Origin of the sequence: Hallella colorans, from assembly GCF_003096815.1 — a bacterium.
GTDB lineage: Bacteria > Bacteroidota > Bacteroidia > Bacteroidales > Bacteroidaceae > Prevotella > Prevotella colorans.
Genome location: NZ_QENY01000012.1, coordinates 1 through 26,028, shown reverse-complemented (window position 1 = coordinate 26,028; position 26,028 = coordinate 1). Strand labels below are relative to the sequence as shown.

Here is a 26,028-nt window from a genome sequence, read left to right as displayed (position 1 = left end):
TATTGAGTTGGCATTTAGCCATAATTCAAGTCTTCATGTCAAGCTCTTAGGCACAAAAATCCCATCCCAACGTCGCGCGGTTGAGATGGGACATCAATCTACATTTACCTTAAAAATACACGTCTTCCCACGCTTGGGCAAGACTAACGCATGTTAATTTTCCATGAATTTTTTTGAGGCGCGCAACTGATGGCGCATGATATTGAGAAACTCTTGACTTTCTTGCAACATATTGAGATATACCAACGACACCTGTAACATCTTGTTATTTTCAGTCTGTTGAATACGATCAATATGTCGTTTGCGCAATAAGGATATGTCATCTTTGCACGTATCAGCCTCGGCCATGATGTTGCGGTAGTCGTCATAGCGATTGGTGTCTATCATATTTTGTGCCATTTGCATCAAATCATTAATTCTGCGGCGCATCGGTTCAAACTCCTTGATGTATTCGTCGGGCAATGGGTTGAAATTGTTGTCTACATGCTCCTTGATAGGATCGAGCATACGGCGTAGGCAATAAACGTATTGCTGTGCAGAGTTAGCACTGAGATGATACCACGTGTTGCGCTCTATGGCCTTTTCAGTGGGCGATCGTTTCAGCCCCAACATCTCCTGACGGCGGAATTTTTTCAGCATGTCGCGTTCGTTCCTCAAGCTTTTTAGGCTGTGTTTCAGGGCTTTCACGTCTTGGTCTGCAAAGCCATCTACGATACGGTTAAATTCGCTTTGGGCAAAATTGTTGATAAAAGCCTGGGTTTGTCCCACTTGCCTTTGTAACATGTCCCATACCAAATCGGGATCTCGCGTGCGCATCATCAGGTTGAAAGTGCTGGTCTTCTTGTTAGCTGCCATCTTCTTGGCGTAGCTACGATTAGAATGAATGAGCGAGACGACCACTAACAGCATGAACAAGGCTTTGGCCACGATGCCACCGTAAAACATGATGGTGCATACCACCGCGCAAGCGAGAAAGGCCACGCCAGCCGTTATAAACCATCCGCCTATGACGCTCAGTACGCCCGTCACGCGGAATACGGCACTCTCCCTGCTCCATGCCCTGTCGGCCAAACTCGAGCCCATGGCCACCATAAACGTGACGTATGTGGTTGATAATGGCAGCTTATAATTAGTACCGATGGTGATGAGCATGGCCGCCAATACAAGGTTGACCGAGGCCCGAACGGTGTCGAATGCCGCTCCATCGTCAAGGTTTATCTCATTCTTATTAAATCTGCTATCCACCCAATTAATCATTTTTTGTGGCACCACGTCTTTTACCCACGAATTGCCATTCTGCGTAGCTCGCACTATACTTCTTGCCGCACTCGATGACCCGAACATCTCGTCACCCTCGTCTTGCCGGCTCAGGTCCACCGAAGTTTTGATCACATTGTGTGCTTTCTTGGATGTCGCCATGGCAATAATCATTATCACTCCAGCGCTCATCAGGTACAGAGGCGGTGTCTTGGCGCTCTCCATTAACGAGGTCATCATAAACCCTGACGCCGAGGCCCCGTTAGCATTGGCCATGAAGTCTTGGTAAGAGGACAGTCCGGCCAATGGCACACCGATGAAGTTCACGAGGTCGTTGCCTGCGAACGCCATAGCCAACGCAAACGTACCCATGAGTACAACAAATTTGAATATGTTGACACGACATAGATACAACAGCTCCATCAACACTGTAGACCCAATAAATACATAGACGAGCAGCATATCCGTGTTATCTTCAATGTATTGTCGCGTGGCCTCTGCTATATATGGGCTCTTGCCCAACCCTTTAAGAAAGATGAAATAAGACAGTGCCGTGAAAGCTATACCACCAAATATCGCAATGGCGTATTTGGAATGTCGTTTAAAGTTAAACGTGAAAATCACGCGCGAAATCCACATCACGATGATGCCAAAAAAGAACGCGATGCCCACACTTACAAAGATGGCGATGATGGTTTTCAAGGCTTGACTGCTGTTTAGCAGGTCGTTATAATCCAAACCGTCGTCTCCTATCATCTTGAATGTGGCTAAGATAAATGTGCCACCCAACAGCTCGAATACCAGCGATACCGTGGTTGATGTGGGCATGCCAAGCGTGTTAAACACGTCAAGGATCAGCACATCGGTTGCCATGACGGCCAAGAAGATGGTTATAACCTCCTCGAAAGTGTAATTAGCTGGTGCCATAATGCCATGGCGCGCCACGTCCATCATGCCCGAAGACATCACCGCGCCCACTGCAACGCCACACGATGCAATGATCAAGATGGTGCGAAATGTTGCCACTTTGGCACCTACGGCCGACTGCAAAAAGTTTACGGCGTCATTGCTTACGCCCACAAAAAGATCAAAAACTGCCAAACAAAGCAGAAAAATGACAATACATAGATAAATGGTGCTCATAAAAAAGAGATATCCGTAAGATTAATGTCGCAAAGGTAGATAGAACATGTTACATAAATCTTAAGCAAGTATTACAATAATGTTACAGCCTAAACCAATTACAATAAAGCTAATTTTAAAATCACCAACGTATTTGATATTAAAGGATATATACATTAATATATGGTCAATTTTTTGTTATTTTTCGGTTCAAAATTTAATAGCGTTAAGTCGTTAAGCTCGCCACACTTTTTCCATCGCTTAACATTTTACCCTCGAAAATGAAAGCAAAGGCTGTCATGCCTAATTTTTAGAACAATACTTAATTGTAAGTTTAGGCCTTAATCGCATTTTATTTCAATATTAATCACTAACTTTGCGGCATCAAATAAACTATAATTTAAGATTTGTGTCATGATATTAGATAAGAAAAAGACTATCAACGAGATACGCGATTATTTGATGATTGGCATCGCCATGATATCTTACAGTATTGGTTGGAACATCTTTCTTCTGCCAAACAGCATTGCTACGGGTGGCGTGCCGGGTATTGCATCTGTGGTGTTTTGGGGTGTGGGCATTCCTGTCCAAATCACCTATTTCTTTGTAAATGCCGTGCTTCTACTCATCGCGTTGCGTATTTTGGGGTTCAAATTCTGCATCAAGACCATCTTTGGTGTCATTGTTCTTACGCTGATGACCACCGTTGTGCAAAAGGCTACGGCCGGATCGCATCTGCTACACGACCAGCCTTTCATGGCCAGTATTATCGGCGCCATCTTTTGCGGTTCGGGCATCGGGTTGGGATTGGCCTTTCGAGGCTCCACGGGCGGCACCGATATAGTGGCCGCAATCATCAACAAGTATCGTGACATCAGCCTTGGTCGCATCATCATGCTTATCGATATTGTTATCATCTCGTCCACCTACTTGGTGTTTCACGATTGGGAGAAGGTGATATATGGTTATGTTGTACTGTTAGTGACGAGTTTTTGTGTAGACCAAGTGGTACAGTCTATGCAGCGCAGCGTTCAGTTTTTTATTATTTCCGACAAGTACAAGGATATTGCTTCGCGTATAGCCCAGTTTCCACACCGTGGCGCTACAGTCATAGAGGCTCACGGTTTCTATACCGGGCGCGATGTCAAGATGCTGTTTGTGATGGCCAAGCGCAGGGAGAGTGGTGTCATCTTCTCTATCATTAATGAGATAGATCCCAAGGCATTTGTCACCCAGACCAATGTGATAGGCGTGTATGGCGAGGGATTTGACAAGTTCAAGGTGCGAGCGCCGCGCCAGCCACGAACGAGCAAAATCACGCCATTGCAGCAGGTTGCGCTCAACAAATAGCACGGTATAATACAAGGAGTGAGAAAGGGATAGCAAGAATGGTGAGTCGTGAAACTAAATATTTAGAAGAGCTTATAGCCCAAGGCGAGCACCAACAGCAAGATTTCAAATACAAAATACAAGATCCAGCCAAGTTGGCCAAGTCGGTTTCGGCCTTTGCCAATACTTTTGGAGGTCGTCTACTCATAGGGGTACGCGATGATGGCAAGCTTTCGGGCGTGCGTGATGAAGAGGAAATCTACATGATGCGAAAGGCTGCTACCGAGTGTTGTCATCCTGCGTCGGCTATCAGTTTTGACACATACCACGTGGAAGGCCATTCCATTGTCATCGCCACCATTCCCCCATCAGACTGCCGTCCCATCTTTGCCGTTGACGAGAGCGGCCATAAAATAGCTTACGTTCGTGTAGCCGACGAGAACATTGTGGCATCGCCTGTACATTTGGAAATGTGGAAACAGGACAGGGCCTCAACCGTGGTGATGACCTATAACGACGACGAAACCCATCTCATCAATACGTTGCGACAGCACCCAGACGCTACGCTCAACCGTGTGGTACGCTTTTCAGGCCTTAGCCGTTTTAAGGTTATCAAGAAGCTCGCTCGTTTTATTCGTTACAATATCGCAGAGATAAGATTAAAGGACGAGCAGTTTGTCTTTGGTTTGACGGTGTCGTGAGCGTCGCCGTCATGCTTTGATTTGTGCCCCTAACAGCACGCCAAGGCTACCCTATAACTCTTTGAAAATATCCGACAAACGGTCGCTCATACGCAGCTTATTTTCAAATAATAAATCATTCTGTCGAAATACGCTAATTTTGCGAGTTTTTCTCAATGTGTTAATTGTCACCAGATTATACTCTCCAGAGTGCTTTTCTTGGCAAAAAAGTTTTCTATACCTATTCCAATTAGGTATCAATTGCCATGCGATTCGAACTTAAACGTGAAGCGTATGCTGTCTAAACGCATCGCCTTTAGCACTTATTCGCGCGGCCTTTAGGCATTGTTCGCATTTTCAACTTTCTTTTTTTGTCTTGTCATGGTACAAAAAAGGTTTTACGCTATGATTTTTTTCTGTAGAACACCAAGTTTATGAACCCCCTGATTTAGTGATTTTATATTGACACATTCGCATGTCGCCCCATTGTGTCGCGAATTTTTCCATGTGAGTGTTGTGCTCCAATCATCTGCTATAAACGCTGCTCATGTTGGTTATAGCCGTTGGCACGACCAGTTCTTTTTTATTAGGGATTTCCCTAATATCCTGTAGGGATTGCTGCCGTTGAGTTTGGTATGTCTTTTATATCTTTGTCAGCGTAATAAACAATACTATATAAACCATGCGAAAAAATCTTTTTCAACACATAGTAGTGACGCTTGCCATGGTCATGACGCTTAGCTCATGCTCTATCCTGACGATGAGAGACACGGCACAAGTGATAGGCAATTTGCACCACGGACAAACATACGAGGAGGTTGTTCAGGTCATGAGAGGCAAACCCAAATACCGTAGGTTCACAGAAGAGGGGTTGGAACAGTGGGAATATCGCAGAAACATGAATATGGCTGGCGATTATGATGTCATCATCATCGGGTTTAGGGATGGTCGCGTGATTAGCATGGACTCGTTCCGATATGTTGCCCCATATCAGCCCACGATTAAAGTGGACAAGTGAGAAAATGGCAAGAAAGCCATCGGTTTAGTGCCAAAGCTATCTTCCTTAGCTCTTTTCGTATACCTTTTTCCACATTGTATGCCAGCGCTTCGCCAGTGCCTTTATAAAGGCTTTTATGCGTTGGTTAAGTGATAGTTATGCCACTTGTTGTTGCAATCGATTGCATAGCGAATGTCGAAAATATTGATAGCGTATGAGAGGAATAGTGGTATTTGGTGGTATTTTTGTACAAGAAACCTAAAAATATCTACAAATGAAACATTTCTTATTATTGCTATCCTTTTTGTCGTTGTGCTTGTGCGGCCATGCCCAAGGGTGGCCATCGCGCTATACGGGCGTGATGCTACAGGGATTTTATTGGGATTCGTATGATGAAACCAAATGGACAGTGTTGCAATCAGAGGCCGATGTCCTGGCTAAAAGTTTCAATGCTATATGGGTGCCACAAAGTGGCTATTGCAATACAGGCATCGATGGCAAAAGCATGGGCTACAATCCTGTGTGGTGGTTCAATCAGAACAGTTCGTTTGGCACAAAGGATGAGCTGAAGTCCATGATAAAGACGTACAGGGACAAAAACGTGGCTATTATTGAGGACGTGGTCATCAACCATAAAAGTGGCGACAAGGACTGGTGCGATTTTCCCAAGGAAACGTGGAATGGCAATACGCTTGAATGGTCATTTGCTGACATTTGCTCGGACGACGAGGCTGCAGCGCAGCCAAAATTTCAAGGCAAGACCTTTGGAAACCATGACACCGGCGACTCTTTTGGCTACCGTGACTTGGATCATATCAGTGTGAACGTACAAAAAAATGTGAAGTTATATTTGCGATTTCTCAAAGAGGAGATGGGCTACCAAGGTTTTCGCTACGATATGGTGAAAGGCTATGGGGCTGAGTTTGTCAAGATTTACAACGAGTATGCCAAGCCCGATTTTTCAGTGGGCGAGTATTGGGACTATGATTATAATAATGTGGCCAATTGGATAAAGGGCACCGGCTATACCTCGGCGGCGTTTGACTTTCCTTTGAAAAACATCATAAATGATGCGTTTGGCAAAGGCAATTGGGGTGCGTTGACCAACAAGGGTTTAGTGGGCGACCCCTATATGAGTAGGTATTCCGTGACATTCGTGGACAACCATGATACTTATCGTAACGAGAATAATGACCAGTTGCAACACAATGTGCTCGCCGCCAACGCCTTTATACTGGCCATGCCGGGTACGCCCTGCATATTCTTGCCCCATTGGAAAGCCTATCAGACAGAGTTGGAAAAGATGATTGCTGCCCGAAAAGAGGCGGGCATCAACAATCAGAGCAAGATAGTGTACGGTGAGTATCGCGATGGTGGATATGTGACCATTGTGCAAGGCGACAAACGCAAGATAATGATTGTAAGTGGTTATCCCAAAGGCATAGACACCAATGGCTATGAACCCGTGTCGGTTGGCACGCCCGAAAACCCGAACTACGCCTTTTACAAGGAGAAAAACCCAGTGAAAGACCTTACCGTTTATGTCGAGGCGAACACCTCGCCGCTCTATCTGTATACGTGGGAAAGCAGTGGAAACGTGCTCACTGATCCATACCCCGGCACGATGCTCACCCAAAAACGTCTTGTAGGCGACAAGGTGTTTTACTACATGACATTCAAGTCGGATAAGCTCAACTTCTTGCTCAATAAAGGAGGAGACGATACGAAGACAGCTGACGTCAATGATATTGTAGCCGATGTGTTTTATGCCTACAATAACAATCAGGCCACAGACCTGACCTTGCAATACAACAACCAGAACGTTGAGGGAGAGGTGGACCCCTTGGTGTACCGAAATGATGAGACGGTGGCTTACTTCGAGGCACCCGAGGGATGGGCTAAAGTGGCATGCTGGGCATGGAATGGCGATACAAACTATACGGGAGGATCGTGGCCAGGGCAGCAATGCACATACATAGGAAAGGCCGCCAACGGCAACAAGATATGGAAATGGACGTGTAACCCGACAGCCATTGGTGAGCCCGCCAAAATCATGTTTAACGACGGTGTAGACAACACGTCACAGAAAAGTGGGGAGTTTACTTTTGAAAATGGTGGTTATTACAACCTGTCTGCCATGACGAAAACGGGGAAAAACGTGGACGCGATCACCTGTCGTGAGTTTAGGCAAGGAGTGAAGAGCACTGTTTGCCTGCCCTTTAACCTTGACGTGGACGAGGTGAGACGGTTAGATGGCACAATCTATCAATTCTATTCGGCCAAGGACGGCATTTTCTATTTCAAGCCATCAAAAGTTTTGGAGGCATTCAAGCCTTATGTCTTCGTTGCCGCACACGATGGGAAATCTTTGGAGTCGTATATTGGCAAAAAGCTGCTTGTGGGTCAACCCATTCCCACAATCATGGGCGACTACTCGTTTGTTGGCACTATGTCCAAACAGACCAAGACCTCAACCGACGAGGCTTTGTGCTATATTTACACCGCGAGAGAAGGCGTTTTTTCCAAAGCCAACAGACAAGGTGGTGTTGTTGTACCTGCTTTTCGTTGCTATTTCTTAAGCAAGACCCAAGCCGTGGCACCATCCAAATTGTGTATAATGGATATCCCCACAGGGCTTCGATGTGTCGATGTGCCCACGGATGACAATGTCTATAGCATACAAGGTGTATGTATGGGCAATCGCTTGTCTCTACCCATGCTGCCCAAGGGTATTTATATTTATAAAGGTAAGAAAGTTTTAATTACGCGATGATGAAGAAACGATATATTGTGCCCATTGTAACGAAACACCAAATGCAAGGGTACGCACTGCTGGCGGGTTTTTCAGAAAATGGGAACGAGGCTCCAGAGCTTCCGGATGGAACTGAAGCTGGCGCCAAACGTGCTGATTGGAATTGGGAGGATGAGGATTGGAACGATATGGAAAACCAATATGATATTTGAATTTTGCGATTTCTGCGAGTATGCGAAGGACAAAGGATGTCGACAACCTTAAGCCATTAGCTTTAAAACATACAGGGGCACTTTGGTTTAAACCAAAGTGCCCCTGTATGTTGCTTAGCTGTTTAGGTTGTAACCCTCTGGTGACAACCCAATTTTAAATTATTTCTCTTCGGGAGCCTCGTCGATAAGGTCCATGAACTGGTCAAGTTTAGGCGTGATGATGATTTGGGTGCGGCGGTTTCGCTGCTTGCCAATCTCTGTGTCGTTAGAGGCTATCGGGTTAAACTCGCCACGGCCGCCAGCGGTGAGGCGATTAGGAGCCACGCCGAAATGGTCTATGAGGTATTGCACCACAGATGAGGCGCGCAGGGCGGAGAGATCCCAGTTGTTGCGTATGTTTTGCATCAGTTTTGAGGATGTGTTGATGGGCACATTGTCGGTGTTGCCCTCGATGAGCACGTCATAGTCCTTGTAATCCATGATAATCTTGGCAATCTTGCTCAAGGTCTGTTCGGCCCGGTCGTTAATCTCATAGCTGCCGCTCTTGTAGAGCATGTTGTCTGCCAAGGAGATGTATACCACGCCTTTAAGTACCCGAACGTCCACCTCTTTCATTTCCTCGCGACTCAAAGAGCGTGTCAATCTGTTGGTAAGCGCCATGTTGAGCGAGTCGCTTTTGGTTTTCACCTCCACCAAATGGCGTATGTATTGGTTCGACTCGTTGATCTGATCCACCAATTTTGATATATTGATGTTGTTGTCCGTGGTGTTTGAGAGGCTCTTGTCAAGGCTCTGTTGCAGTGCGGCGTAGTCTCTCTTTTGCTGTGCCAACTGGTCCTCCAAAGAGGTGACGCGTGCATTTGAGGCAGCCAATTGCTCTTTGGCGTCTTGGTAATTGCTGGTAAGTTCACGGTTCTCGTTCTGGCAATTCTCCAAATCTTTCTTGCTGGCACAGCTCGAGATGAGCAGTGCGCCAGTCATCATGGTCATTATTAAAACTGTTTTTCTCATGTCTGTTTATATTTTTGATGATCTATTGTATTATTGTCACGCTATGCTAATAAGGTAAGCCAAATTTATGAAAAAGACGGCTTAAAAGTAAAATTGTTGCGTTATGTTTAAAATTTTTAACCACAAACGCGTCTATTTAATATATGATGACATGTGACAAGCCTCGCCAAACGGAACGTAAAGTGAAGAGAGTGGTAAGCTGTATTGTTCGTTTGTATGCTTTAATGGTACAAAATCCACGCTCATATACGGCTATTGATGGATTTTTTTCTTAAATTTGTTGCCCAATGAAAGTTATAGCCATTTTTTTGATGGGCATGTTTTCCATGCTATCTGTGAGCGCCAATGAAAATGACACAACCTATTGCAGACATTGGAGCGCGGGCTTGACCGTGCAGCCTGGATGGGTTATTGGAGCTGACCAATATGTGCGAAAGTGGCTGCGAGAAAACTTTGCCATTGCCTTTGACGCGGCGGTGCGTTATGCCGTTTTGCCCAGGGACAGTGACGCTTACGCGAAAGATTTCGGCTATCCGGCTCTTTCGGTTGGTTTGAAATATGCGCTAAACCACGGTGTGACGATGCGACGTGAGAAGGATGCGGCATGGGGATTGTTGCAGCCGGTGGATTATACCTCGCGGTTGGGAAATACCGTGACTGTCTACGCTATGTTTGAACGTGCCATCCTTCGAACACCCCATTGGCAGATAGACTATACGTTGGCAACGGGGGTGGGGTATACCAAATCGAAATATAACACCTATAATGCCATAGACAACGAGTTTATTGGCTCGCGATGGCTTATCTATTTTGGCGCGGGTGCGCATGCCACCTACTACCTCGACAGGGCATGGGGGGTGCGTGCCGGCGTGGATTTTTACCATCATAGTAACGGCGCGATGAACCGCCCAAACAAGGGCGTCAACGTTCTGGGTCCATCCGTGGGGGTAGTGTACGAGCCCTATCATGACGAGTTGGCTCGCTCTGGCAAACCATGCGTGCGACAACCTTTCACGCCTTTTAGTTTCATGGACTTCGCTTTCAGTGTGGGAGTCAAGACGCTGCACGAGGATTGGCAGCTCACGCAGTTCAGAACGCCACCCGGCGCTCCCAATTACCGCACGTCGAACTTCAAGGTTTATCCCACTTACTCGTTGCAAACATCGTTCATGAGACGCTATGCGCGGCGATGGGCATCGGGGATTGGCGTGGACGTTTTTCTCGTATCGTATGCCAACAGGGTAAGACAGTTGGACGAACGGGACGGGTTGCGTCTCAAGCATAGTCCGTGGTCTATGGGTGTTTCTGGGAAGCATCGTGTGTATTATCATAACCTCTCACTTGATATGTCGTTGGGATACTATCTGTTTAGGGCCTTGGGTGACAATGCTAACAAGGTGGAAACTCCCTATTATGAGCAGATAGGGGTGCACTATACCTTCACAAAACTCAAATGCCTGAACATCGGTATCAACATAAAAGCGCACAAAACCAAGGCCGATTATACGGAGTTGGCGCTTTCTATGCCCATGAGACTGTGATTCTTGCAATACAGGCCTTGTAATACATGGCAACATGAAAAAGTCTACATGCTATGATGTTTTCGGCTAAAAAAACATGATATCATACTATTTTTTGTACCTTTGCAAGGTAAACATACACCTTATTAAAATACATAAAGATTATGATCCATTTCTTTAAGACGCTCAAGGAGAGTATCATCGCTGTTGAGGCAGACCATCAGCTCAACGGGCAGGAAACGCAGAAACTGTGTTGGCTTTTTGGCAATGCGGAACGTATGCAGGTCGAAAGCATGGAAGGCTTCTTTATAGGGCCACGCCGTGAGATGATAACCCCATGGAGCACGAATGCTGTTGAGATTACACAGAACATGAATCTCGCTGGCATTTCGCGTATAGAGGAATATTTTCAGGTGGAGCGAGAGGATGCCGACCACGACCCAATGTTACAGCGCATGTACCACGGTTTGGACCAAACGGTGTTCACTGTGAACCACGAACCGGAACCCATTAAGCATGTGGACGATCTTGAGAAATTCAACGAGGAGGAGGGATTGGCACTCAGCGCAGAGGAAATGGAATATCTACACAAGATAGAAAAGCAAAATGGCAGGCCGCTTACCGACTCGGAGATATTCGGCTTCGCACAGATAAACTCGGAGCATTGTCGTCATAAAATTTTTGGAGGAACATTTGTTATTGATGGCAAGGAGCGCGAATCGAGCTTGTTTGCGCTCATCAAGAAGACTACGAAAGAAAATCCTGGCAAGATACTCTCGGCCTATAAGGACAACGTGGCGTTCGCACAGGGACCTATGATAGAACAGTTTGCGCCAGCCGACCAAACCACGAGCGACTACTTCAGGGTTGAACCCATGGAGAGTGTCATCTCATTGAAGGCTGAGACCCATAACTTTCCCACCACGGTGGAGCCTTTCAATGGTGCTGCCACGGGTACGGGCGGTGAGATAAGAGACCGTATGGGCGGAGGCATAGGCAGTTGGCCGATAGCTGGCACGGCTGTATACATGACGTCATACCCTCGCTTGGCCGGTTCGGATGAAGAGCGCAGGTGGGAGAAAAGCATAGAACCGCGCAAGTGGCTATACCAAACTCCTGAGCAGATTCTCATCAAGGCATCGAATGGCGCCAGTGATTTCGGCAACAAATTTGGACAACCTCTCATCACCGGTTCGGTGCTGACATTTGAGTACCAGACATCGTCTGCGGACACGTCGACCGATGCTGACGCCAAGAACGAGGGTGGACAGGTGTATGGATACGATAAGGTAATCATGTTGGCAGGTGGCGTGGGCTATGGCAAAAAACGCGACTGTCTTAAGAAAGAACCTCGAAAGGGCAACAAAATAGTGGTGGTGGGAGGCGACAACTACCGCATTGGGTTGGGCGGTGGCTCTGTGTCGTCGGTGGACACGGGACGTTACAGCAGTGGCATTGAATTGAATGCCGTGCAGCGTGCCAACCCCGAGATGCAAAAACGTGCCTACAATTTGATACGCGCCTTGGTCGAAGACGACAACAATCCGGTGGTATCGGTGCACGACCACGGCTCGGCTGGCCATCTCAACTGCTTGTCAGAATTAGTCGAAGAGTGTGGTGGAGAAATAGACATGACCAAACTTCCCATAGGCGACAAGACGTTGAGCGCCAAGGAAATCATAGCCAATGAGTCGCAGGAGCGCATGGGACTGCTCATAGATGAGAAATATCTCGACCGCGTGCAGAAGATAGCCACGCGCGAACGTGCGCCAATCTATGTGGTGGGCGAGACCACTGGCGATGCCCATTTTAGTTTTGTGCAGGGTGATGGCGTGAAGCCTTTCGACCTCGATGTGGCTCAAATGTTCGGCCATTCGCCCAAGACGGTGATGAAAGACGAGACGGTGGAGCGTCGCTATGAGGACGTGACTTACTCTGTGGATAAGATAGACGAGTACCTGAATGATGTGCTCCGTCTTGAGGCCGTGGCCTGCAAAGACTGGCTCACAAACAAGGTGGACCGCTCTGTGACGGGTAAGGTGGCGCGCCAACAAACGGTGGGAGCGTTGCAACTGCCATTGAGCGACTGTGGAGTGGTGGCTCTCGACTATCGAGGCAAGAAGGGTATAGCCACGGCTTTGGGGCACGCGCCACAGGTTGCCATGGCCAACGCTGCAGCCGGCAGTGTGCTGAGCGTGGCCGAAAGCCTTACCAATATTGTTTGGGCACCTATCGCCACGGACAACACTCATCCATCGGCCGTGCGCAACTTAAATCTTTCGGCCAACTGGATGTGGCCCTGTCGCAGCCAAAAAGGTGAGGACGCACGACTCTACGAGGCTGTGCGCGCGCTCTCCGACTTCTGTTGTGAGCTTGGCTTGAACGTGCCCACGGGCAAGGACTCGCTCTCCTTGAGCCAGCAATATCCTGACGGCAGCAAGATAATAGCGCCGGGAACGGTTATCGTGACGGCCGGAGGCGAGGTGGGCGACGTGTGTAAAGTGGTTAGCCCGGTAATGGTGAACGACAAGAACTCGTCATTCTATTACATCGATTTCTCTTTTGACAAACAGCGATTAGGCGGCTCCGCCTTTGCGCAGGCACTTGGAAAAATTGGCAGTGACGTGCCAACGGTGAAGAACGCGGAGTATTTCGCCGATTGTTTTAACGCCGTGCAAGCACTCATTAATAAGGGATGGATAATGGCCGGGCATGACGTTTCGGCTGGTGGGCTTATCACAACGCTGTTGGAAATGGCTTTTGCCAACACCAAAGGCGGCATGCATGTGAACCTGCACGATATGCAATCAGAGAATGGTGACATTGTCAAAATGCTCTTCGCCGAGAACCCTGGCGTGGTAATTCAGGTGTCGGACAATTACAAGAGGGAACTTCGGGAGTATTTGGAAGATAATGGAATAGGCTATGCCAAGATAGCGTACGCCACGCCTGATGTTCGTAAGATTGTGGTTAAGAAAGACGATTTTGAGCATGAATTTGATATTGACGCACTGCGTGACGTATGGTATAGCACTTCGCATCTGCTTGACAGAAGCCAAAGCATGAATGGCACCGCCGATAAACGATATGCCAACTACAAGTCGCAACCTATTAGCTTGAGATATCACGACGGTTTTAAGGGCACGCTAAGTTCGCTCGGTCTTGACGCTGACAGGTGGAAAACGCAGACCGATGATAATCGGCGTAATGCCCCGAAGGCCGCCATCATACGCGAGAAAGGTACAAACGGCGACAGGGAGATGGCTTATGCCTTGTGGTTGGCAGGCTTTGAGGTGAAAGACGTGATGATGACAGACCTTGTCACTGGGCGTGAGACACTCGAGGACGTCAGCATGGTCGTATTCTGTGGAGGTTTCTCCAACTCGGACGTTTTGGGCTCGGCCAAGGGATGGGCGGGCGCTTTCCTCTACAATCCCAAGGCCAAGGAGGCGTTGGATAAGTTTTATGCCAGAGAGGATACGTTGAGCCTTGGCATCTGCAATGGTTGCCAACTGATGGTGGAACTCAATCTGATTAATCCTGATCACGAGCGCAGGGCACGGTTGTCGCACAACGAGAGCCAAAAGTTTGAGAGCCGTTTCCTCGGTCTTGACATTACAAAAAACAACAGCGTGATGCTTGGAAGTCTGTCGGGCGACAAACTCGGCGTGTGGGTGGCGCATGGCGAGGGCCGGTTCAAACTGCCCGAATCGGAAGAGCGATACAACGTGGTGGCCAAATACAGCTATGATGAATACCCAGGCAATCCTAACGGAAGCGACTATAACGTGGCTGGCATTTGTTCGGCTGATGGTCGCCATTTGGCCATGATGCCACACCCGGAGCGCTCCATCTTCCCTTGGCAGAACGCTTACTATCCTTCTGATCGCCCTGCCGATGAGGTGACGCCATTGATGGAAGCGTTTGTCAACGCGCGTCGTTGGGTGGAGCAGCATCAATAAAGATAGCCCTGTTTTGTGAAAAAAAATGATGCCGCTGGTGCCCAAGCGACGGTTCGCCATTGTGGATACACAATGTTAAGGGCTGCCAATGGCATTATTTTTTACAAACCGTTCAAACGTCAACTTATGTATGTAACGCTTTTCAAAACCTTTTTTAAGGTAGGAGCTTTCACCATTGGTGGAGGCTATGCCATGATACCTATTATCCAAAGCGAGGTGGTGGACAAGCACAAATGGATAGAAAAAAACGAGTTTCTTGACCTCATAGCTGTCGCACAGAGTTGCCCGGGTGTGTTTGCCATCAATATTTCTACGTTCATAGGTTATAAGTTGAGAGGCAGATGGGGGGCCCTATGTACCACGGTTGGTACGGCATTGCCGTCATTTCTTATCATACTGCTCATCGCCATGTTTTTTCATCAATTTATGAATGTGAGTTGGATAGCCGCTATGTTTCGGGGCATCAGGCCTGCCGTGGTGGCTCTTATCGCTGTGCCAACGTTTAATTTGGCTAAGAGCGCACATATCAATTTAGCCAATTGTTGGATACCAATAGCCTCTGCGTTGCTCATTTGGCTGCTGCATGTAAATCCGATTTGGATTATCATTGCGGCTGGTGTGGGTGGTTATGCCTATGGCAAGGTGCTGAAATGAGATTAAACAAAGATTGTAATCCTTGGCTTGAGGATATGAATTTTGATATTTGAATTACCAATATGATATTTCTTCAACTCTTCGTCACTTTTTTTCAAATAGGCCTTTTCGGGTTCGGCGGCGGATATGGCATGCTGTCACTCATCCAAACGGAGACCGTGGCACGCCACCATTGGCTTACCTCCGCGGAGTTTACCAATATCGTGGCCATCTCTCAAATGACTCCCGGCCCTATCGGGATAAACTCCGCCACCTATTGCGGATATACAGCTATACACAATGCTGGTTATGGCATGCCTATGGCTATGCTTGGCTCTGCCACCGCAACTTTCTCGTTGGTGTTGCCCTCATTCATCTTGATGATATTGATATCGAAGATGTTTATGAAATATATGAGGACGGATGTTGTGCAGAATGTGTTTGAGGGTTTGCGTCCGGCGGTGGTGGGGTTGCTGGCGGCGGCCACGCTGATGCTTTGCAACGGAGAGAACTTTAACACGCCCATCGTAAACCCTTGGCACTTTTACATTAGTTTGGCACTGTTCGCGGCCACTTTCGTGGGTACCATGTGGCTTAGGATTAACCCCATTCGCATGATATGTTTTGCGGCTTTCGCTGGGTTGATATTGTTGTATTGACAATGCGGATGGTTAATAAATATCGTGCCTGATAATCGTATAAAAAACAGACAAAATATCTCGAAGAGTTAGAAAGACAGTTGCACGAGAGATCATTCACCATGCTTTTACCATATTAAAAACCTCTATATGCTGGTTTTTAAGCATATAGGGTGATTATTGTCAATATTTAGAGATTTGGTGGTTTAGCTGAAAACAGATATAGTCTTTTGTCATTTAGCCTCTTCGATCATGATTTTTTCTCTTACCTCCCGGTATAAACCGTCAACAATAGAGTCGGCCAAGGATATGTTAGGTACATATATTCGGTTGCACAATAGCTGTTGGGAGACACCAAGAAATATTTGCGCAGCAGGAACAATAACGTCTGCTCGGTCATCTTTCAGACCGTATATCTCCATGCGTTCTTTGAGTTGCATGGGTTTAAGATTGTTGTATAGGCGTTGCAATTCGTCTACGCTCAGCAGTTTGTTAACATTGTTATCATTCGATATTTTATAGAGTTTGTTGATGTTTCCACCAGAGCCGATGATATGAATATTGGGGTATTTGATGGCGTAGTCTTGTAAGTCAGTTTCCATTTCTTCCCACATTTTGTCTGTCACTTGTCCTGAAAGCAGTCGTAAAGTACCAATGTTGTACGAGTGACTTTCTGCTAAAGTGCCATCGTGGATAAGCGAAATCTCGGTCGAGCCACCACCAACATCCACGTATGCAAAGTTGCCTTCGTTAGAGTCTGTCTTCTCTACGAGGTTGTTTACCAACAGCAACGCCTCGTCCGAGCCTTTGATAATCTCGAGCTTGATGTTTGTTTTCTTTTTTATTTTGTGCAAGATATCCATGCCATTCTCGGCATCTCGCATGGCCGATGTAGCACAAGCTCGGTATGCATCAACTTTGAATAGCTTCATGAATTGGTTGTAACCCTTCATCATGTGGATTATCATTTCCTCACGTTCTCTTGATACTTTGCCTAACGAGAACACGTCCTTGCCAAGTCGTAACGGTATGCGCACGAACATGAGTTTCTTTACTCGTTCAATGCCTACCTCTTCGTCGTTAAAATTTTTGATGAGTAATCTTGCGGCGTTAGAGCCGATATCTATTGATGCGAGTGTTTTCTTCATTAATTATAAGTATTTATATAAGCAATTGTTGGTCTATAGTCTATGTCCACATTCATTCTGTCCGCATGTGGTGTTGGTGTTATGGCATGTGGCATGTAGATATTTTCTGCACACCATTTGGCTATGCTTTCCCAGCCTCTTGCTCGTATAGGTTGTACAGTTCTTCTTGACTTCTTCTGTATGCCCCTTGTTGAAACTTGTTTTCTCCATGTCCATCAACGATTCTTCCGTTAGCGGTATCGTTCAATCCCAATTCGATTGTTCGCATGAGGTCTGCTTTGATAGTTTCGTCATAGACAGGTGCCATCACCTCGATACGACTCAATAGGTTGCGAGGCATCCAGTCGGCCGAGCCTATATAATATTTGTTGCGACCGCCATTGCAGAATATGAGAATGCGGCTATGTTCCAAATAGCGGTCTATTATGCCTACGGCTTTGATGTTATCTGATATTCCTGGGACTCCCGTGATGAGTGAACAATTGCCCCTGATGACAATGTCTATCTTCACACCCGCTTTCGAGGCTTCGTATAGTTTGGCCACAACGTCTCGGTCTGTAATGTGGTTTATTTTCATTTTAAGCCATGCCTCGTTTCCCTCTTTGGCGTTTTTGATTTCATTATCGAGCATGCGCAGTATGCGTCGCTTCATGGCATTGGGTGAAACCAATAACTGGTTGAACCGCACTTGTTGGAAGGGGCGGTCGATAAACTGGAACACTTTGGCCACCTCAGACACCACAGATGGACGTGAAGTCATTACCATATAGTCGGTATAACTCTTGGCATTGCCTTCGTGAAAATTGCCAGTTCCGATGCATGCGATGTCGCCTTTCTTGTCTTTGATATAAAGTAGTTTCGAGTGTATTTTCAAACCCTCTACTCCAAAAATAACGTTCACGCCCTCTTCTTGCATGCGTTTGCTCCACCTGATGTTGCTTTCCTCGTCAAAACGAGCTAAAAGCTCCACGACTGCCGTTACTTTTTTGCCATTGCGAGCGGCGCAAATGAGAGCCTCCACCACTTTGGAGTCTTTGGCCAAACGATATAGCGTGGTTTTGATCTCTTTTACCTCAGGCTTCAGGGCAGCCTCTCTCAATACACGTATGTAGCCGTTAAAGCTGTGATAAGGGACGTGCAAAAAACGGTCTTTCTCTCGAATGAGGTCGAGCACACTTTCCACAGAGACAAATTCTGGTTTCAGTATCTGTTTCCATTTGGGATATTTCAGATCGGCGTGCCCACAGTCTGGAAAGCTCATCAGGTCTTTATGGTTCTGGTATCGTTCGCTGCCGAGCGTGGTGTCGAGTTCTCTTACCTTGAGCTTACTCATAATAGTTTTTTGCATGTCGTGTGGCATGGAACGGTCGTAGATCACGCGAATGGGCTCGCCATGTTTCCTGCTGTTGACCCCAAGGGCAATGCGCTCCATGGCACCATAGTCTGAATCGTAGTCTACGTCCATCTCTGCATCTTTCGTAAACTTAAAACTGTAAGCGCTATAATGGCTTTTTGGGAAACCGTTGAAGATGAGTGGCAGGCAATAACGAATGACGTCATCCAAGTACATGATGTTGTCAAAACCATCCGAATTGGGTATTTTGATAAAACGACTATAGATCTTGTCGGGCACCTTGATGATGGCATACTTAGGTTTTTTGTCACCATCCTCTGTTTTTTCTACCAGCAAATAGATACGGTTGTCTTCCAGAGTGTTAAAGTCTTTCAGCATGTTGAGCCAAATAGGATTGGTGGAACCATTCAATTTGTCATAGAAAAACTCACGCAACCACACTTTTTGCACCTCGTTGAGAGATGTCTCATCGAGCAATCTGATGTTGTGCAGCTCCAGCTCTTTGAACACATTTTGCGTCGCTGCCAAGTATTCTTTGTTAAATTGCTCGTTGAGTTGGTTAATGGTTTTGATGGTGCGCTTAACTTCTTGTCGCATTTTTTTTGTGATGTCGGCACTTTCCAAAATGCGGTTTAGCGATGCCATGCGTACCCGAAAAAACTCATCGAGGTTATTGGAATAGATGCCGAGAAAAGACAATCGCTCCAACAGTGGTACATATTCTTTCTCTGCTTCCTGTAAGATGCGATAGTTGAAATACATCCAACTGATGTCTCTCTCCACATACATGTCCTTCAACTTGTTTGCCATAGCCATTTTTCTAAAATGTGCGAAAGGGGTGTAGCCTTCTGTTGCCACGCCCCTTTCTGATGTTTAACTTGTTATTATTGCAAATCGTTGCTGTTTTTTTCAGTCTCTGTCTTGGTTGCTTCTTCGAAGTTTTTGGGAGCTGGTGCCTCTTCAGCCGATTTCATATTCGGGCTTTCTGGCACTTGCTTGGGCTCTCTGTCTGCTTCGGTGGTCATGGCTTTAGCCAAAACTTCTTCGGGCAGTTTTTCTTTTTTCTCATTCTCGCAGTGCATATTGAGGTCCTTATTTTGCTTGTCGTTTTGCTGCATTCTGTCTTTTTCTAAATTTTTGTCGCAGCATTTCTCATTATCAGTTTTACATGTAGGCTTCGTTTCTTTGTTCATTTTGGCATCCTTCCCTTTATTTTTGTCTTTGTCTTTTTTCTTTGTTTTTTCTTTTTTTATATTGACGTTTTCAACTGTCTTGTCTTTGTTCTCCTTGGTTTCCTTTGCTTTTTTCGCGTCTTTGTTGTTTTTCTTTTTTTCTCCTTGAGATGTGCTTTCACGCCCTACCACTATAAAATCGGTATCGCCGTCAAGCATATGTAATGACTTGCGGATAGATTTCACATCATTAGATGGAACTGAAATCTCGTGTAGTTGCTCACACTCGGCAAAGGCTTTGTGACTAAGATGCTTGGGCACTTTCGCGAAGTACACGCGTTTCAAGCCATCACAATCGCCAAAGGCGTATGCATCTATTTCTTCGAGAGATTCTGGGAAATCAATACTTTTTAGTCTATCACAATCTGAAAATGCGTCTCGCTCTATTTTTTGCAACGTATTTGGCAGCCTCACTTGACGCAGGTTTTTCTTGTTTGCCACTGCCAATTCACCGATGATCTCCACCCCTTCGGGTATATCAACCTCTGTCTCATCTCCCAATACGTAGATGAGTCGTTTCTTATCAGCGGTGTAAAAAAACATGTCGTCGTTAACAAAGTCTTCTGTGTCAAGTCTCTGTAAGGCTCGTGTAAGCATCAGACTCTCAAATTTTGACCCTTTTTTTGCCAGCTTCTCAATCTTTTCAAGAATTTCTTTCTTATTCATAGGCGCTTTGTATGATGTTATTTGCAAAGTTAGTAATATTCTGATGCAAAGAGTCAAACATATATGTTACACTTGTATTAATAATGTGTTACAAATGTATGTCGTCATAAAATTATAAAGTGAATGACATAACGATTCAACACAAAACGGATATCTTTGCAACATAAATTTCATAACCAAGTCATGCATAATATGCGTAATGGATGATAATAATAACGCAATATGAAGAAAATAAACCTGTTAGCAATATTCATGTGCATAGCTTCGGGTGTCTGGGCACAGGAGAGAGAGAATTATGCGCCTGCAATCAGTGGAACGCTCAGAGGAAAATACGAGTATCAAACTAAGGAAAACGAAGCCCGTTTCCAAGTGAGAACGGCTCGTGTGAGTGTTCATGGCAACGTAACGCCAAAGGTAGAGTATAAGGCAGAGATAGATCTGTGTGACAAGGGCGTTATCAAGATGCTTGATGCCTATACCCGATTGCAACCGTGGCAATACTTCGATTTCACCATTGGACAGATGCGCGTGCCGTTTACCATAGACGCACACCGCTCGCCGCACCAGCAATATTTTGCTAATCGCAGCTTCATAGCTAAACAGGTGGGCAATGTGCGAGATGTGGGTGCTATGGTGGGCTACGATGTTCATGTGGGTTTCCCCATCAGGCTGCAAGCTGGAATTTTCAATGGCTCGGGTCTTACGCATCAGCGCGACTTTTGGACCAAGGGTATTAACTATTCTGCAAAAGCTCAGTTTTTCTTCCCATTCAACATTGATCTCACCGCAAGTGTTCAAAAAATTGTTCCTGATCATTTCACAGTTGTGATGTACGACGTGGGTCTCACAGGTCATTATCGCAATTTTTTGGCCGAGGTGGAATATCTCTATAAAACGTATGAACATGACGCTTATAAAGATGTGCATGCGGTAGACGCCTTTGTTAATTATGATATCCCTGTAAAAAACAGAAAGAGTTTCATCCGGAAAGTGTCACCATTGTTGCGTTACGACTTTATGACTGATCACAGTGACGGTCGCCGATACCTTGATGGTGCACTTAACCAAACAGGCAAACTTGTCACCAATGATTACCAACGCCATCGTCTCACGGGTGGTGTGACTCTGAGTTTAGGAACCCCTTTTGTGTCTGATATACGCATTAACTATGAGAAGTATTTTTATCGCCATGATGGTATACCTAAGACATCAGAACGTGATAAAATCGTGGTTGAGTTTATGACACACTTTTAAAATGAGACGACTTGCGTATTTTTAACAAAATCTTAATACTTTGAAACGGATGTTACAAGATAAATGTATTATTTTTGCAATACTAATACGAAGACACTATGTCAGCAGAAAATAAGAAGTATGGTATCCTTGTGGTTGATGACGAAATGGATCTCTGCGAGATCCTAAAGTTTAATTTGGAGACAGAAGGTTATCGTGTCGAGACTGCCAACTCGGCAGAGGAAGCGCTAACGTTAGACATCCCATCGTTCGATTTATTGTTATTGGATGTGATGATGGAAGGCATGTCTGGATTTTCATTGGCCAAACAGCTTAAAGTCGACCCAAAGACGGCCGACATACCCATTATATTCCTAACCGCCCGTGACACGGAGAACGACACCATAACGGGCTTCAATCTTGGTGCTGATGACTATATCTCTAAGCCGTTTTCCATTCGCGAGGTGCTTGTCAGGGTGCGAGCTGTCATCAGGCGAACTGACGAGAGAGAACGGCCACAGCCCACAGTATTGCGCTATCAAGGTCTGGAGATGAACTTAGACAAAAAAACCGTGACGGTAGATGGTGAACCTGTCGCGTTCACTAAAACCGAATTTGAGCTCCTCAGGTTCTTGCTGAATGAGAAAGGACGTGTTTTCTCTCGTCAGGAACTCATCGACAGAATATGGCCCAAGGACGTATTGGTGCTCGATAGGACCGTTGATGTGAATATCACTCGGCTGAGAAAGAAGATAGGACGATTTTCTAAATGTATTGTCACCCGATTAGGATTTGGATATTATTTTGATGCATAATGAAGTCGTTTTCGGTTGGGCAGAGGCTGTATATTAGTGTCGTGATGGTGTTTCTCATGTTTGCGGTTTCATTCATCGTTTTTCAATGGAACCGTGAGAGACACTACAAGATAATGCTCTTGGAAACGCGACTACAAAATTTCAACCATCAATTAAACCAGTCTTTAGGCTATATGGGTGGTATCAATGATAAGTCATTGACCAATTATATAAAAAACAGCGGCATAGAGAATTTAAGGTTGACACTTCTTGATCACACAGGAAAGGTGATATACGATAATGTCAGAAAAAAATACAAATCTTTACCCAACCATAAAGATAGACCAGAAATAGTTGAAGCCCGAAAGAAGGGATGGGGCTCCACGGTGGAGAGAAACAGCGAGACAGTAGGTCAAGATTTTTTTTATTCGGCCACTTATTTCCCCCAAGACAGCCTTTTCATTCGCACGGCTTTGCCTTACAACCATACTTTGGTTAATATTCTCGAGGCCGACCAGCATTTTATATGGTTTGCCCTCATTGCCTTTACGGTGCTAACCTTGGTGCTCTACCGATTTGTTAATCGCTTGGGAACCAACATTACTAAACTAAAGATTTTTGCTGCCCGCGCAGACCATAACGAGAGCTTGGAAACTGAGGATCTTGCCGCTTTTCCGGCTGACGAATTGGGCGAGATAGCCGAAAAAATTATCAAACTTTATAAAAGACTACAGACCACTCGACGCGAACAAAGCAAGCTCAAGCGAGAACTTACCCAAAATATAGCGCACGAATTGAAAACCCCGGTGGCCAGTATTCAAGGTTACTTAGAGACCATTATTGATAATCCAAGGATTGAAGACACCATGAAACAACAGTTCTTGGAGCGTTGTTATGCTCAGAGCGCCCGCTTGTCTTCGCTTCTGCAGGATATATCCACCCTCAACCGTATGGAGGATGCACCAGACTTGCAACAGTTTGATGTAGTCGATATTGTGGAGTTGGTACATAATATCCAGAAGGAAACATCCTTGCAATTGGAGGAACGCAACATGACGTTTGAAAATCTGTTGCCCAAAGAACTGAAAATAGTTGGCAGCAAGTCTTTGATATACAGTATATTCAGAAATCTTACAGACAATTCTATATCGTATGCTGGCCAAGGAACGACCATCACTCTGAAAGCCGAAAAAGATTCTGAAAAATGGAAATTTATGTTCAGTGATAATGGAGTTGGAGTGTCGGTGGAACATCTGCCAAGAATTTTTGAGCGTTTTTATCGAGTGGACAAGGGACGAAGTAGAAAGATGGGAGGCACCGGTCTCGGGTTGGCCATAGTGAAAAACGCCGTATTGCTGCACCAAGGCAGCATCAAGGCCAACACCAATCCAGATGGTGGACTGGTTTTCACGTTCAGCCTCTCCACTGACCTTAGAATTTCAGAAAACCAAGATAACAGAATTGATGGCAAGGGGTTGGCCATGCTTTAGACGGGCATTGCTGGCGTGTTGTGGCACGATAGGTCATGGTATGGATATGTTTCGCGATCTATGCGGAAATACATATATGGAATCTTACGCTGCATTTTTATGCTCGGATATGGCTAAAACGTTAGAAGTCGTCCGCCAAAGAGCCCAATGTAAAGCTCACGGACATTCTTACTTGAATGTTATTATGCCAATTCGGATTTCTTGTTTGGATTGAAATATGCTGGCAATTTTACATTTTATTATTTCGGGGCGAAGTGGGGTGATATGAAAGGCTCTGCGCAATTTTCCGTTGACTATGCCCTAACTTGCGTTCAGATTGCTGCAAAAAAATGCTTAGGACTTAATTAGTATTCACCAATTAGTCAAAAAATATCACGAAAAACACAATGTCCCAACTATGTGTTTTAGAGGAATTTTTATGATGTTTACACCTTGGATCATGCGATGGAGAGACGCTTTTATGGAGTGTTTTTTGCGATTAATACCCAATGGCATTGCGTCAAAGGCTCAATGACGTCGTGTTTAGAGGCTGTTCGCATTGTGATGAGATACTAATCATGCTCTGATTAGGGCCTAATGGCAATTGTGTAAGAAAACTATTTTTGTTTATTTACAAATTTGAGAGTATAACTATTTGGCTTACTGTCGTATGCAAAAAACTCTAATGCTTCGCTTATTTGCGAGGAAAGAGTAGCTCGCTCCCAAATAAGCGAAGCATTTCAGAGCTTTTGTCAAATATTATCCTAATTTTTCTTCCAAAGAAAAATTAGTGCCAAATTTTTTCCATGGCTTTTTTAATGCCATCCTCATCCACGTGAGTGGTTACATAGTCGGCATTTTGTTTCACGTTTTCCGCAGCGTTGCCCATGGCCACGCCAACACCGGCTTGACGCAAAATGGGAATGTCATTGCCGCCATCGCCAAACGCTATGGTATCTTTGATGTTAATGCCGAGATGATCGGCCAAAGCCTTTAACCCTTTGCCTTTGTCGGCGTTTATATGCGTAATGTCTGTGAACGATTCTGTCCACCTGCCCGACGTGCACGCCTTGAGTTTGCCCATGAGCTCAGCCTCCTGCACGGCATTGATAAAGGGCGTTAGTTGTAGGATGGGCTCTTGCAAGACGCGATTGAGAGTTGCAAACTTAAAGCCTTCCAATCCCAATCCCACCAAGAGTACTTCGTCCACAATTTGACTATGGCAAAGCACGGTGATATGTTCGCAGCCCACCACAAGGCACGGAGCGTCGAGTTCGCGGCATGTTGCCAATATGGTGTTTACATCTTCTGGCAAAAGAGCGTGACGGCAAATGGTACGACCATTCACAATGCACAGTGCGCCATTGGTGGTGATATAACCGTCTATCAAGTCTTCGATTTGTTTCAAGTTTATGATAAAAGGCATGGGCCTGCCTGTGGATATGAATATTTTGCTACCGTGTCTCTTGGCCTTGCGTAAAGCATCCACTGCCGATTGCGGAATGACGTGGGTCTTAAAGCTGACAAGGGTGCCGTCTATGTCGAAAAATAAGGCTTTGACGTTCATGGTCTTGAATATTAGTTTTTGTGTGTTCTTGAATTGGATGTTCATTTTTAGCCAATTAGGCAATGTCATGCGTAATTAATGGTTGAGTTAACCATGTATATACAATTTATTTTAGAGAGCTTGTTAAATAAACGCTCTCATGTGGCTTTTGAGGCTGCAATCTTTTTTTTGTGTCTCCATGTTGTGTTTGGACATCCGATATATGGACAAAGGTACGCAATTATAAACAATCGGGTGGCTAAATGTACATGTTTTTCACAGCTATTTAAGATATATTAACCGCAGTAAATAAGGGGGATGAGATCAATAGAATGGTGTAAAATTATCCGATATTTACAATTTTTTTCCTTAGCATATTGTTGCTTACTTGCTTTTTTCTCCTGCTATCTTATATATTATAATAATGAGATTATCTCGTTTTACAGCGTATTTTGTAATGATTTTGGAAAAAA

18 protein-coding genes are annotated in these 26,028 nt (G+C 45.4%); 12 read left to right on the top strand and 6 right to left on the bottom strand.

The window, feature by feature from the left end; all coding sequences use genetic code 11:
• Window positions 1-153 precede the first annotated feature (153 nt).
• On the bottom strand, window positions 154-2,400 hold the full coding sequence (locus tag C7379_RS07160; RefSeq protein ID WP_116616674.1) for an inorganic phosphate transporter: 2,247 nt from the start codon (window positions 2,398-2,400) through the stop codon (window positions 154-156).
• Between the two features lie 393 nt (window positions 2,401-2,793).
• Here C7379_RS07160 and C7379_RS07155 point away from each other — a divergent pair, with 393 nt between their 5' ends.
• The 5 genes from C7379_RS07155 to C7379_RS07135 all read left to right on the top strand — a co-directional run bounded on the left by C7379_RS07155 (window position 2,794) and on the right by C7379_RS07135 (window position 8,349).
• Complete coding sequence (locus C7379_RS07155) at window positions 2,794-3,729, top strand: YitT family protein (protein WP_116616673.1); 936 nt, start codon at window positions 2,794-2,796, stop codon at window positions 3,727-3,729.
• A gap of 38 nt (window positions 3,730-3,767) precedes the next feature.
• Complete coding sequence (locus C7379_RS07150; RefSeq protein ID WP_116616672.1) at window positions 3,768-4,409, top strand: AlbA family DNA-binding domain-containing protein; 642 nt, start codon at window positions 3,768-3,770, stop codon at window positions 4,407-4,409.
• A gap of 661 nt (window positions 4,410-5,070) precedes the next feature.
• A complete protein-coding gene (locus C7379_RS07145; RefSeq protein WP_116616671.1) occupies window positions 5,071-5,406 on the top strand; it encodes a hypothetical protein in 336 nt (111 codons plus the stop codon).
• 253 nt (window positions 5,407-5,659) lie between these two features.
• Complete coding sequence (locus tag C7379_RS07140) at window positions 5,660-8,158, top strand: alpha-amylase family glycosyl hydrolase (RefSeq protein WP_243406743.1); 2,499 nt, start codon at window positions 5,660-5,662, stop codon at window positions 8,156-8,158.
• Window positions 8,155-8,349 (top strand): hypothetical protein, encoded by a 195-nt coding sequence (locus tag C7379_RS07135; protein WP_116616670.1) that lies wholly within the window; start codon window positions 8,155-8,157, stop codon window positions 8,347-8,349. Before C7379_RS07140 ends, C7379_RS07135 begins: the two co-directional genes overlap by 4 nt.
• Before the next feature lie 159 nt (window positions 8,350-8,508).
• On the opposite strand, the gene C7379_RS07130 is transcribed toward C7379_RS07135, so the two are convergent.
• A complete protein-coding gene (locus C7379_RS07130; protein ID WP_116616669.1) occupies window positions 8,509-9,360 on the bottom strand; it encodes an OmpA family protein in 852 nt (283 codons plus the stop codon).
• 287 nt (window positions 9,361-9,647) lie between these two features.
• Here C7379_RS07130 and C7379_RS07125 point away from each other — a divergent pair, with 287 nt between their 5' ends.
• The 4 genes from C7379_RS07125 to C7379_RS07110 all read left to right on the top strand — a co-directional run bounded on the left by C7379_RS07125 (window position 9,648) and on the right by C7379_RS07110 (window position 16,134).
• Complete coding sequence (locus C7379_RS07125) at window positions 9,648-10,901, top strand: acyloxyacyl hydrolase (protein ID WP_116616668.1); 1,254 nt, start codon at window positions 9,648-9,650, stop codon at window positions 10,899-10,901.
• 143 nt (window positions 10,902-11,044) lie between these two features.
• Entirely contained in the window at window positions 11,045-14,842 is a 3,798-nt protein-coding gene (gene purL / locus C7379_RS07120; protein ID WP_116616667.1) for a phosphoribosylformylglycinamidine synthase, read from the top strand.
• 126 nt (window positions 14,843-14,968) lie between these two features.
• Complete coding sequence (locus tag C7379_RS07115; RefSeq protein ID WP_116616666.1) at window positions 14,969-15,496, top strand: chromate transporter; 528 nt, start codon at window positions 14,969-14,971, stop codon at window positions 15,494-15,496.
• A 62-nt stretch (window positions 15,497-15,558) separates the two neighbouring features.
• Window positions 15,559-16,134: a chromate transporter gene (locus tag C7379_RS07110; RefSeq protein WP_116616665.1), complete on the top strand. Its 576-nt coding sequence runs from the start codon at window positions 15,559-15,561 to the stop codon at window positions 16,132-16,134.
• Window positions 16,135-16,346: 212 nt separating this feature from the next.
• Here the strand turns inward: C7379_RS07110 and C7379_RS07105 are convergent, their stop codons facing one another.
• The 3 genes from C7379_RS07105 to C7379_RS07095 all read right to left on the bottom strand — a co-directional run bounded on the left by C7379_RS07105 (window position 16,347) and on the right by C7379_RS07095 (window position 20,513).
• The gene (locus tag C7379_RS07105) at window positions 16,347-17,261 is read right to left on the bottom strand and encodes a Ppx/GppA phosphatase family protein (RefSeq protein ID WP_116616664.1); all 915 of its coding nucleotides are present in this window, start codon (window positions 17,259-17,261) and stop codon (window positions 16,347-16,349) included.
• Between the two features lie 121 nt (window positions 17,262-17,382).
• Complete coding sequence (locus tag C7379_RS07100) at window positions 17,383-19,431, bottom strand: RNA degradosome polyphosphate kinase (protein ID WP_116616717.1); 2,049 nt, start codon at window positions 19,429-19,431, stop codon at window positions 17,383-17,385.
• Between the two features lie 68 nt (window positions 19,432-19,499).
• A complete protein-coding gene (locus C7379_RS07095) occupies window positions 19,500-20,513 on the bottom strand; it encodes a leucine-rich repeat domain-containing protein (protein ID WP_116616663.1) in 1,014 nt (337 codons plus the stop codon).
• A gap of 222 nt (window positions 20,514-20,735) precedes the next feature.
• On the opposite strand from C7379_RS07095, the gene C7379_RS07090 reads away from it, so the two are divergent.
• From C7379_RS07090 to C7379_RS07080, 3 genes are all read left to right on the top strand, one after another.
• A complete protein-coding gene (locus tag C7379_RS07090) occupies window positions 20,736-21,767 on the top strand; it encodes a porin (protein ID WP_116616662.1) in 1,032 nt (343 codons plus the stop codon).
• A gap of 98 nt (window positions 21,768-21,865) precedes the next feature.
• Window positions 21,866-22,561: a response regulator gene (locus C7379_RS07085; RefSeq protein ID WP_116616661.1), complete on the top strand. Its 696-nt coding sequence runs from the start codon at window positions 21,866-21,868 to the stop codon at window positions 22,559-22,561.
• Window positions 22,561-24,030, top strand: a complete 1,470-nt coding sequence (locus C7379_RS07080; protein WP_116616660.1) for a sensor histidine kinase — start codon at window positions 22,561-22,563, stop codon at window positions 24,028-24,030. Before C7379_RS07085 ends, C7379_RS07080 begins: the two co-directional genes overlap by 1 nt.
• Before the next feature lie 766 nt (window positions 24,031-24,796).
• On the opposite strand, the gene C7379_RS07075 is transcribed toward C7379_RS07080, so the two are convergent.
• Entirely contained in the window at window positions 24,797-25,621 is an 825-nt protein-coding gene (locus tag C7379_RS07075) for a Cof-type HAD-IIB family hydrolase (RefSeq protein WP_243406742.1), read from the bottom strand.
• Between the last annotated feature and the right edge of the window lie 407 nt (window positions 25,622-26,028).

Bases quoted from the DNA above. Each gene is read 5' to 3' on its own strand.
- C7379_RS07145 (WP_116616671.1), top strand. From the start codon at position 5,071: ATGCGAAAAAATCTTTTTCAACACATAGTAGTGACGCTTGCCATGGTC.
- C7379_RS07085 (WP_116616661.1), top strand. From the start codon at position 21,866: ATGTCAGCAGAAAATAAGAAGTATGGTATCCTTGTGGTTGATGACGAA.
- C7379_RS07105 (WP_116616664.1), bottom strand. From the start codon at position 17,261: ATGAAGAAAACACTCGCATCAATAGATATCGGCTCTAACGCCGCAAGA.
- C7379_RS07155 (WP_116616673.1), top strand. From the start codon at position 2,794: ATGATATTAGATAAGAAAAAGACTATCAACGAGATACGCGATTATTTG.
- C7379_RS07075 (WP_243406742.1), bottom strand. From the start codon at position 25,621: ATGAACATCCAATTCAAGAACACACAAAAACTAATATTCAAGACCATG.
- C7379_RS07140 (WP_243406743.1), top strand. From the start codon at position 5,660: ATGAAACATTTCTTATTATTGCTATCCTTTTTGTCGTTGTGCTTGTGC.
- C7379_RS07130 (WP_116616669.1), bottom strand. From the start codon at position 9,360: ATGAGAAAAACAGTTTTAATAATGACCATGATGACTGGCGCACTGCTC.
- C7379_RS07100 (WP_116616717.1), bottom strand. From the start codon at position 19,431: ATGGCTATGGCAAACAAGTTGAAGGACATGTATGTGGAGAGAGACATC.
- C7379_RS07080 (WP_116616660.1), top strand. From the start codon at position 22,561: ATGAAGTCGTTTTCGGTTGGGCAGAGGCTGTATATTAGTGTCGTGATG.
- C7379_RS07125 (WP_116616668.1), top strand. From the start codon at position 9,648: ATGAAAGTTATAGCCATTTTTTTGATGGGCATGTTTTCCATGCTATCT.
- C7379_RS07135 (WP_116616670.1), top strand. From the start codon at position 8,155: ATGATGAAGAAACGATATATTGTGCCCATTGTAACGAAACACCAAATG.
- C7379_RS07090 (WP_116616662.1), top strand. From the start codon at position 20,736: ATGAAGAAAATAAACCTGTTAGCAATATTCATGTGCATAGCTTCGGGT.
- purL (WP_116616667.1), top strand. From the start codon at position 11,045: ATGATCCATTTCTTTAAGACGCTCAAGGAGAGTATCATCGCTGTTGAG.
- C7379_RS07160 (WP_116616674.1), bottom strand. From the start codon at position 2,400: ATGAGCACCATTTATCTATGTATTGTCATTTTTCTGCTTTGTTTGGCA.
- C7379_RS07095 (WP_116616663.1), bottom strand. From the start codon at position 20,513: ATGAATAAGAAAGAAATTCTTGAAAAGATTGAGAAGCTGGCAAAAAAA.
- C7379_RS07110 (WP_116616665.1), top strand. From the start codon at position 15,559: ATGATATTTCTTCAACTCTTCGTCACTTTTTTTCAAATAGGCCTTTTC.
- C7379_RS07115 (WP_116616666.1), top strand. From the start codon at position 14,969: ATGTATGTAACGCTTTTCAAAACCTTTTTTAAGGTAGGAGCTTTCACC.
- C7379_RS07150 (WP_116616672.1), top strand. From the start codon at position 3,768: ATGGTGAGTCGTGAAACTAAATATTTAGAAGAGCTTATAGCCCAAGGC.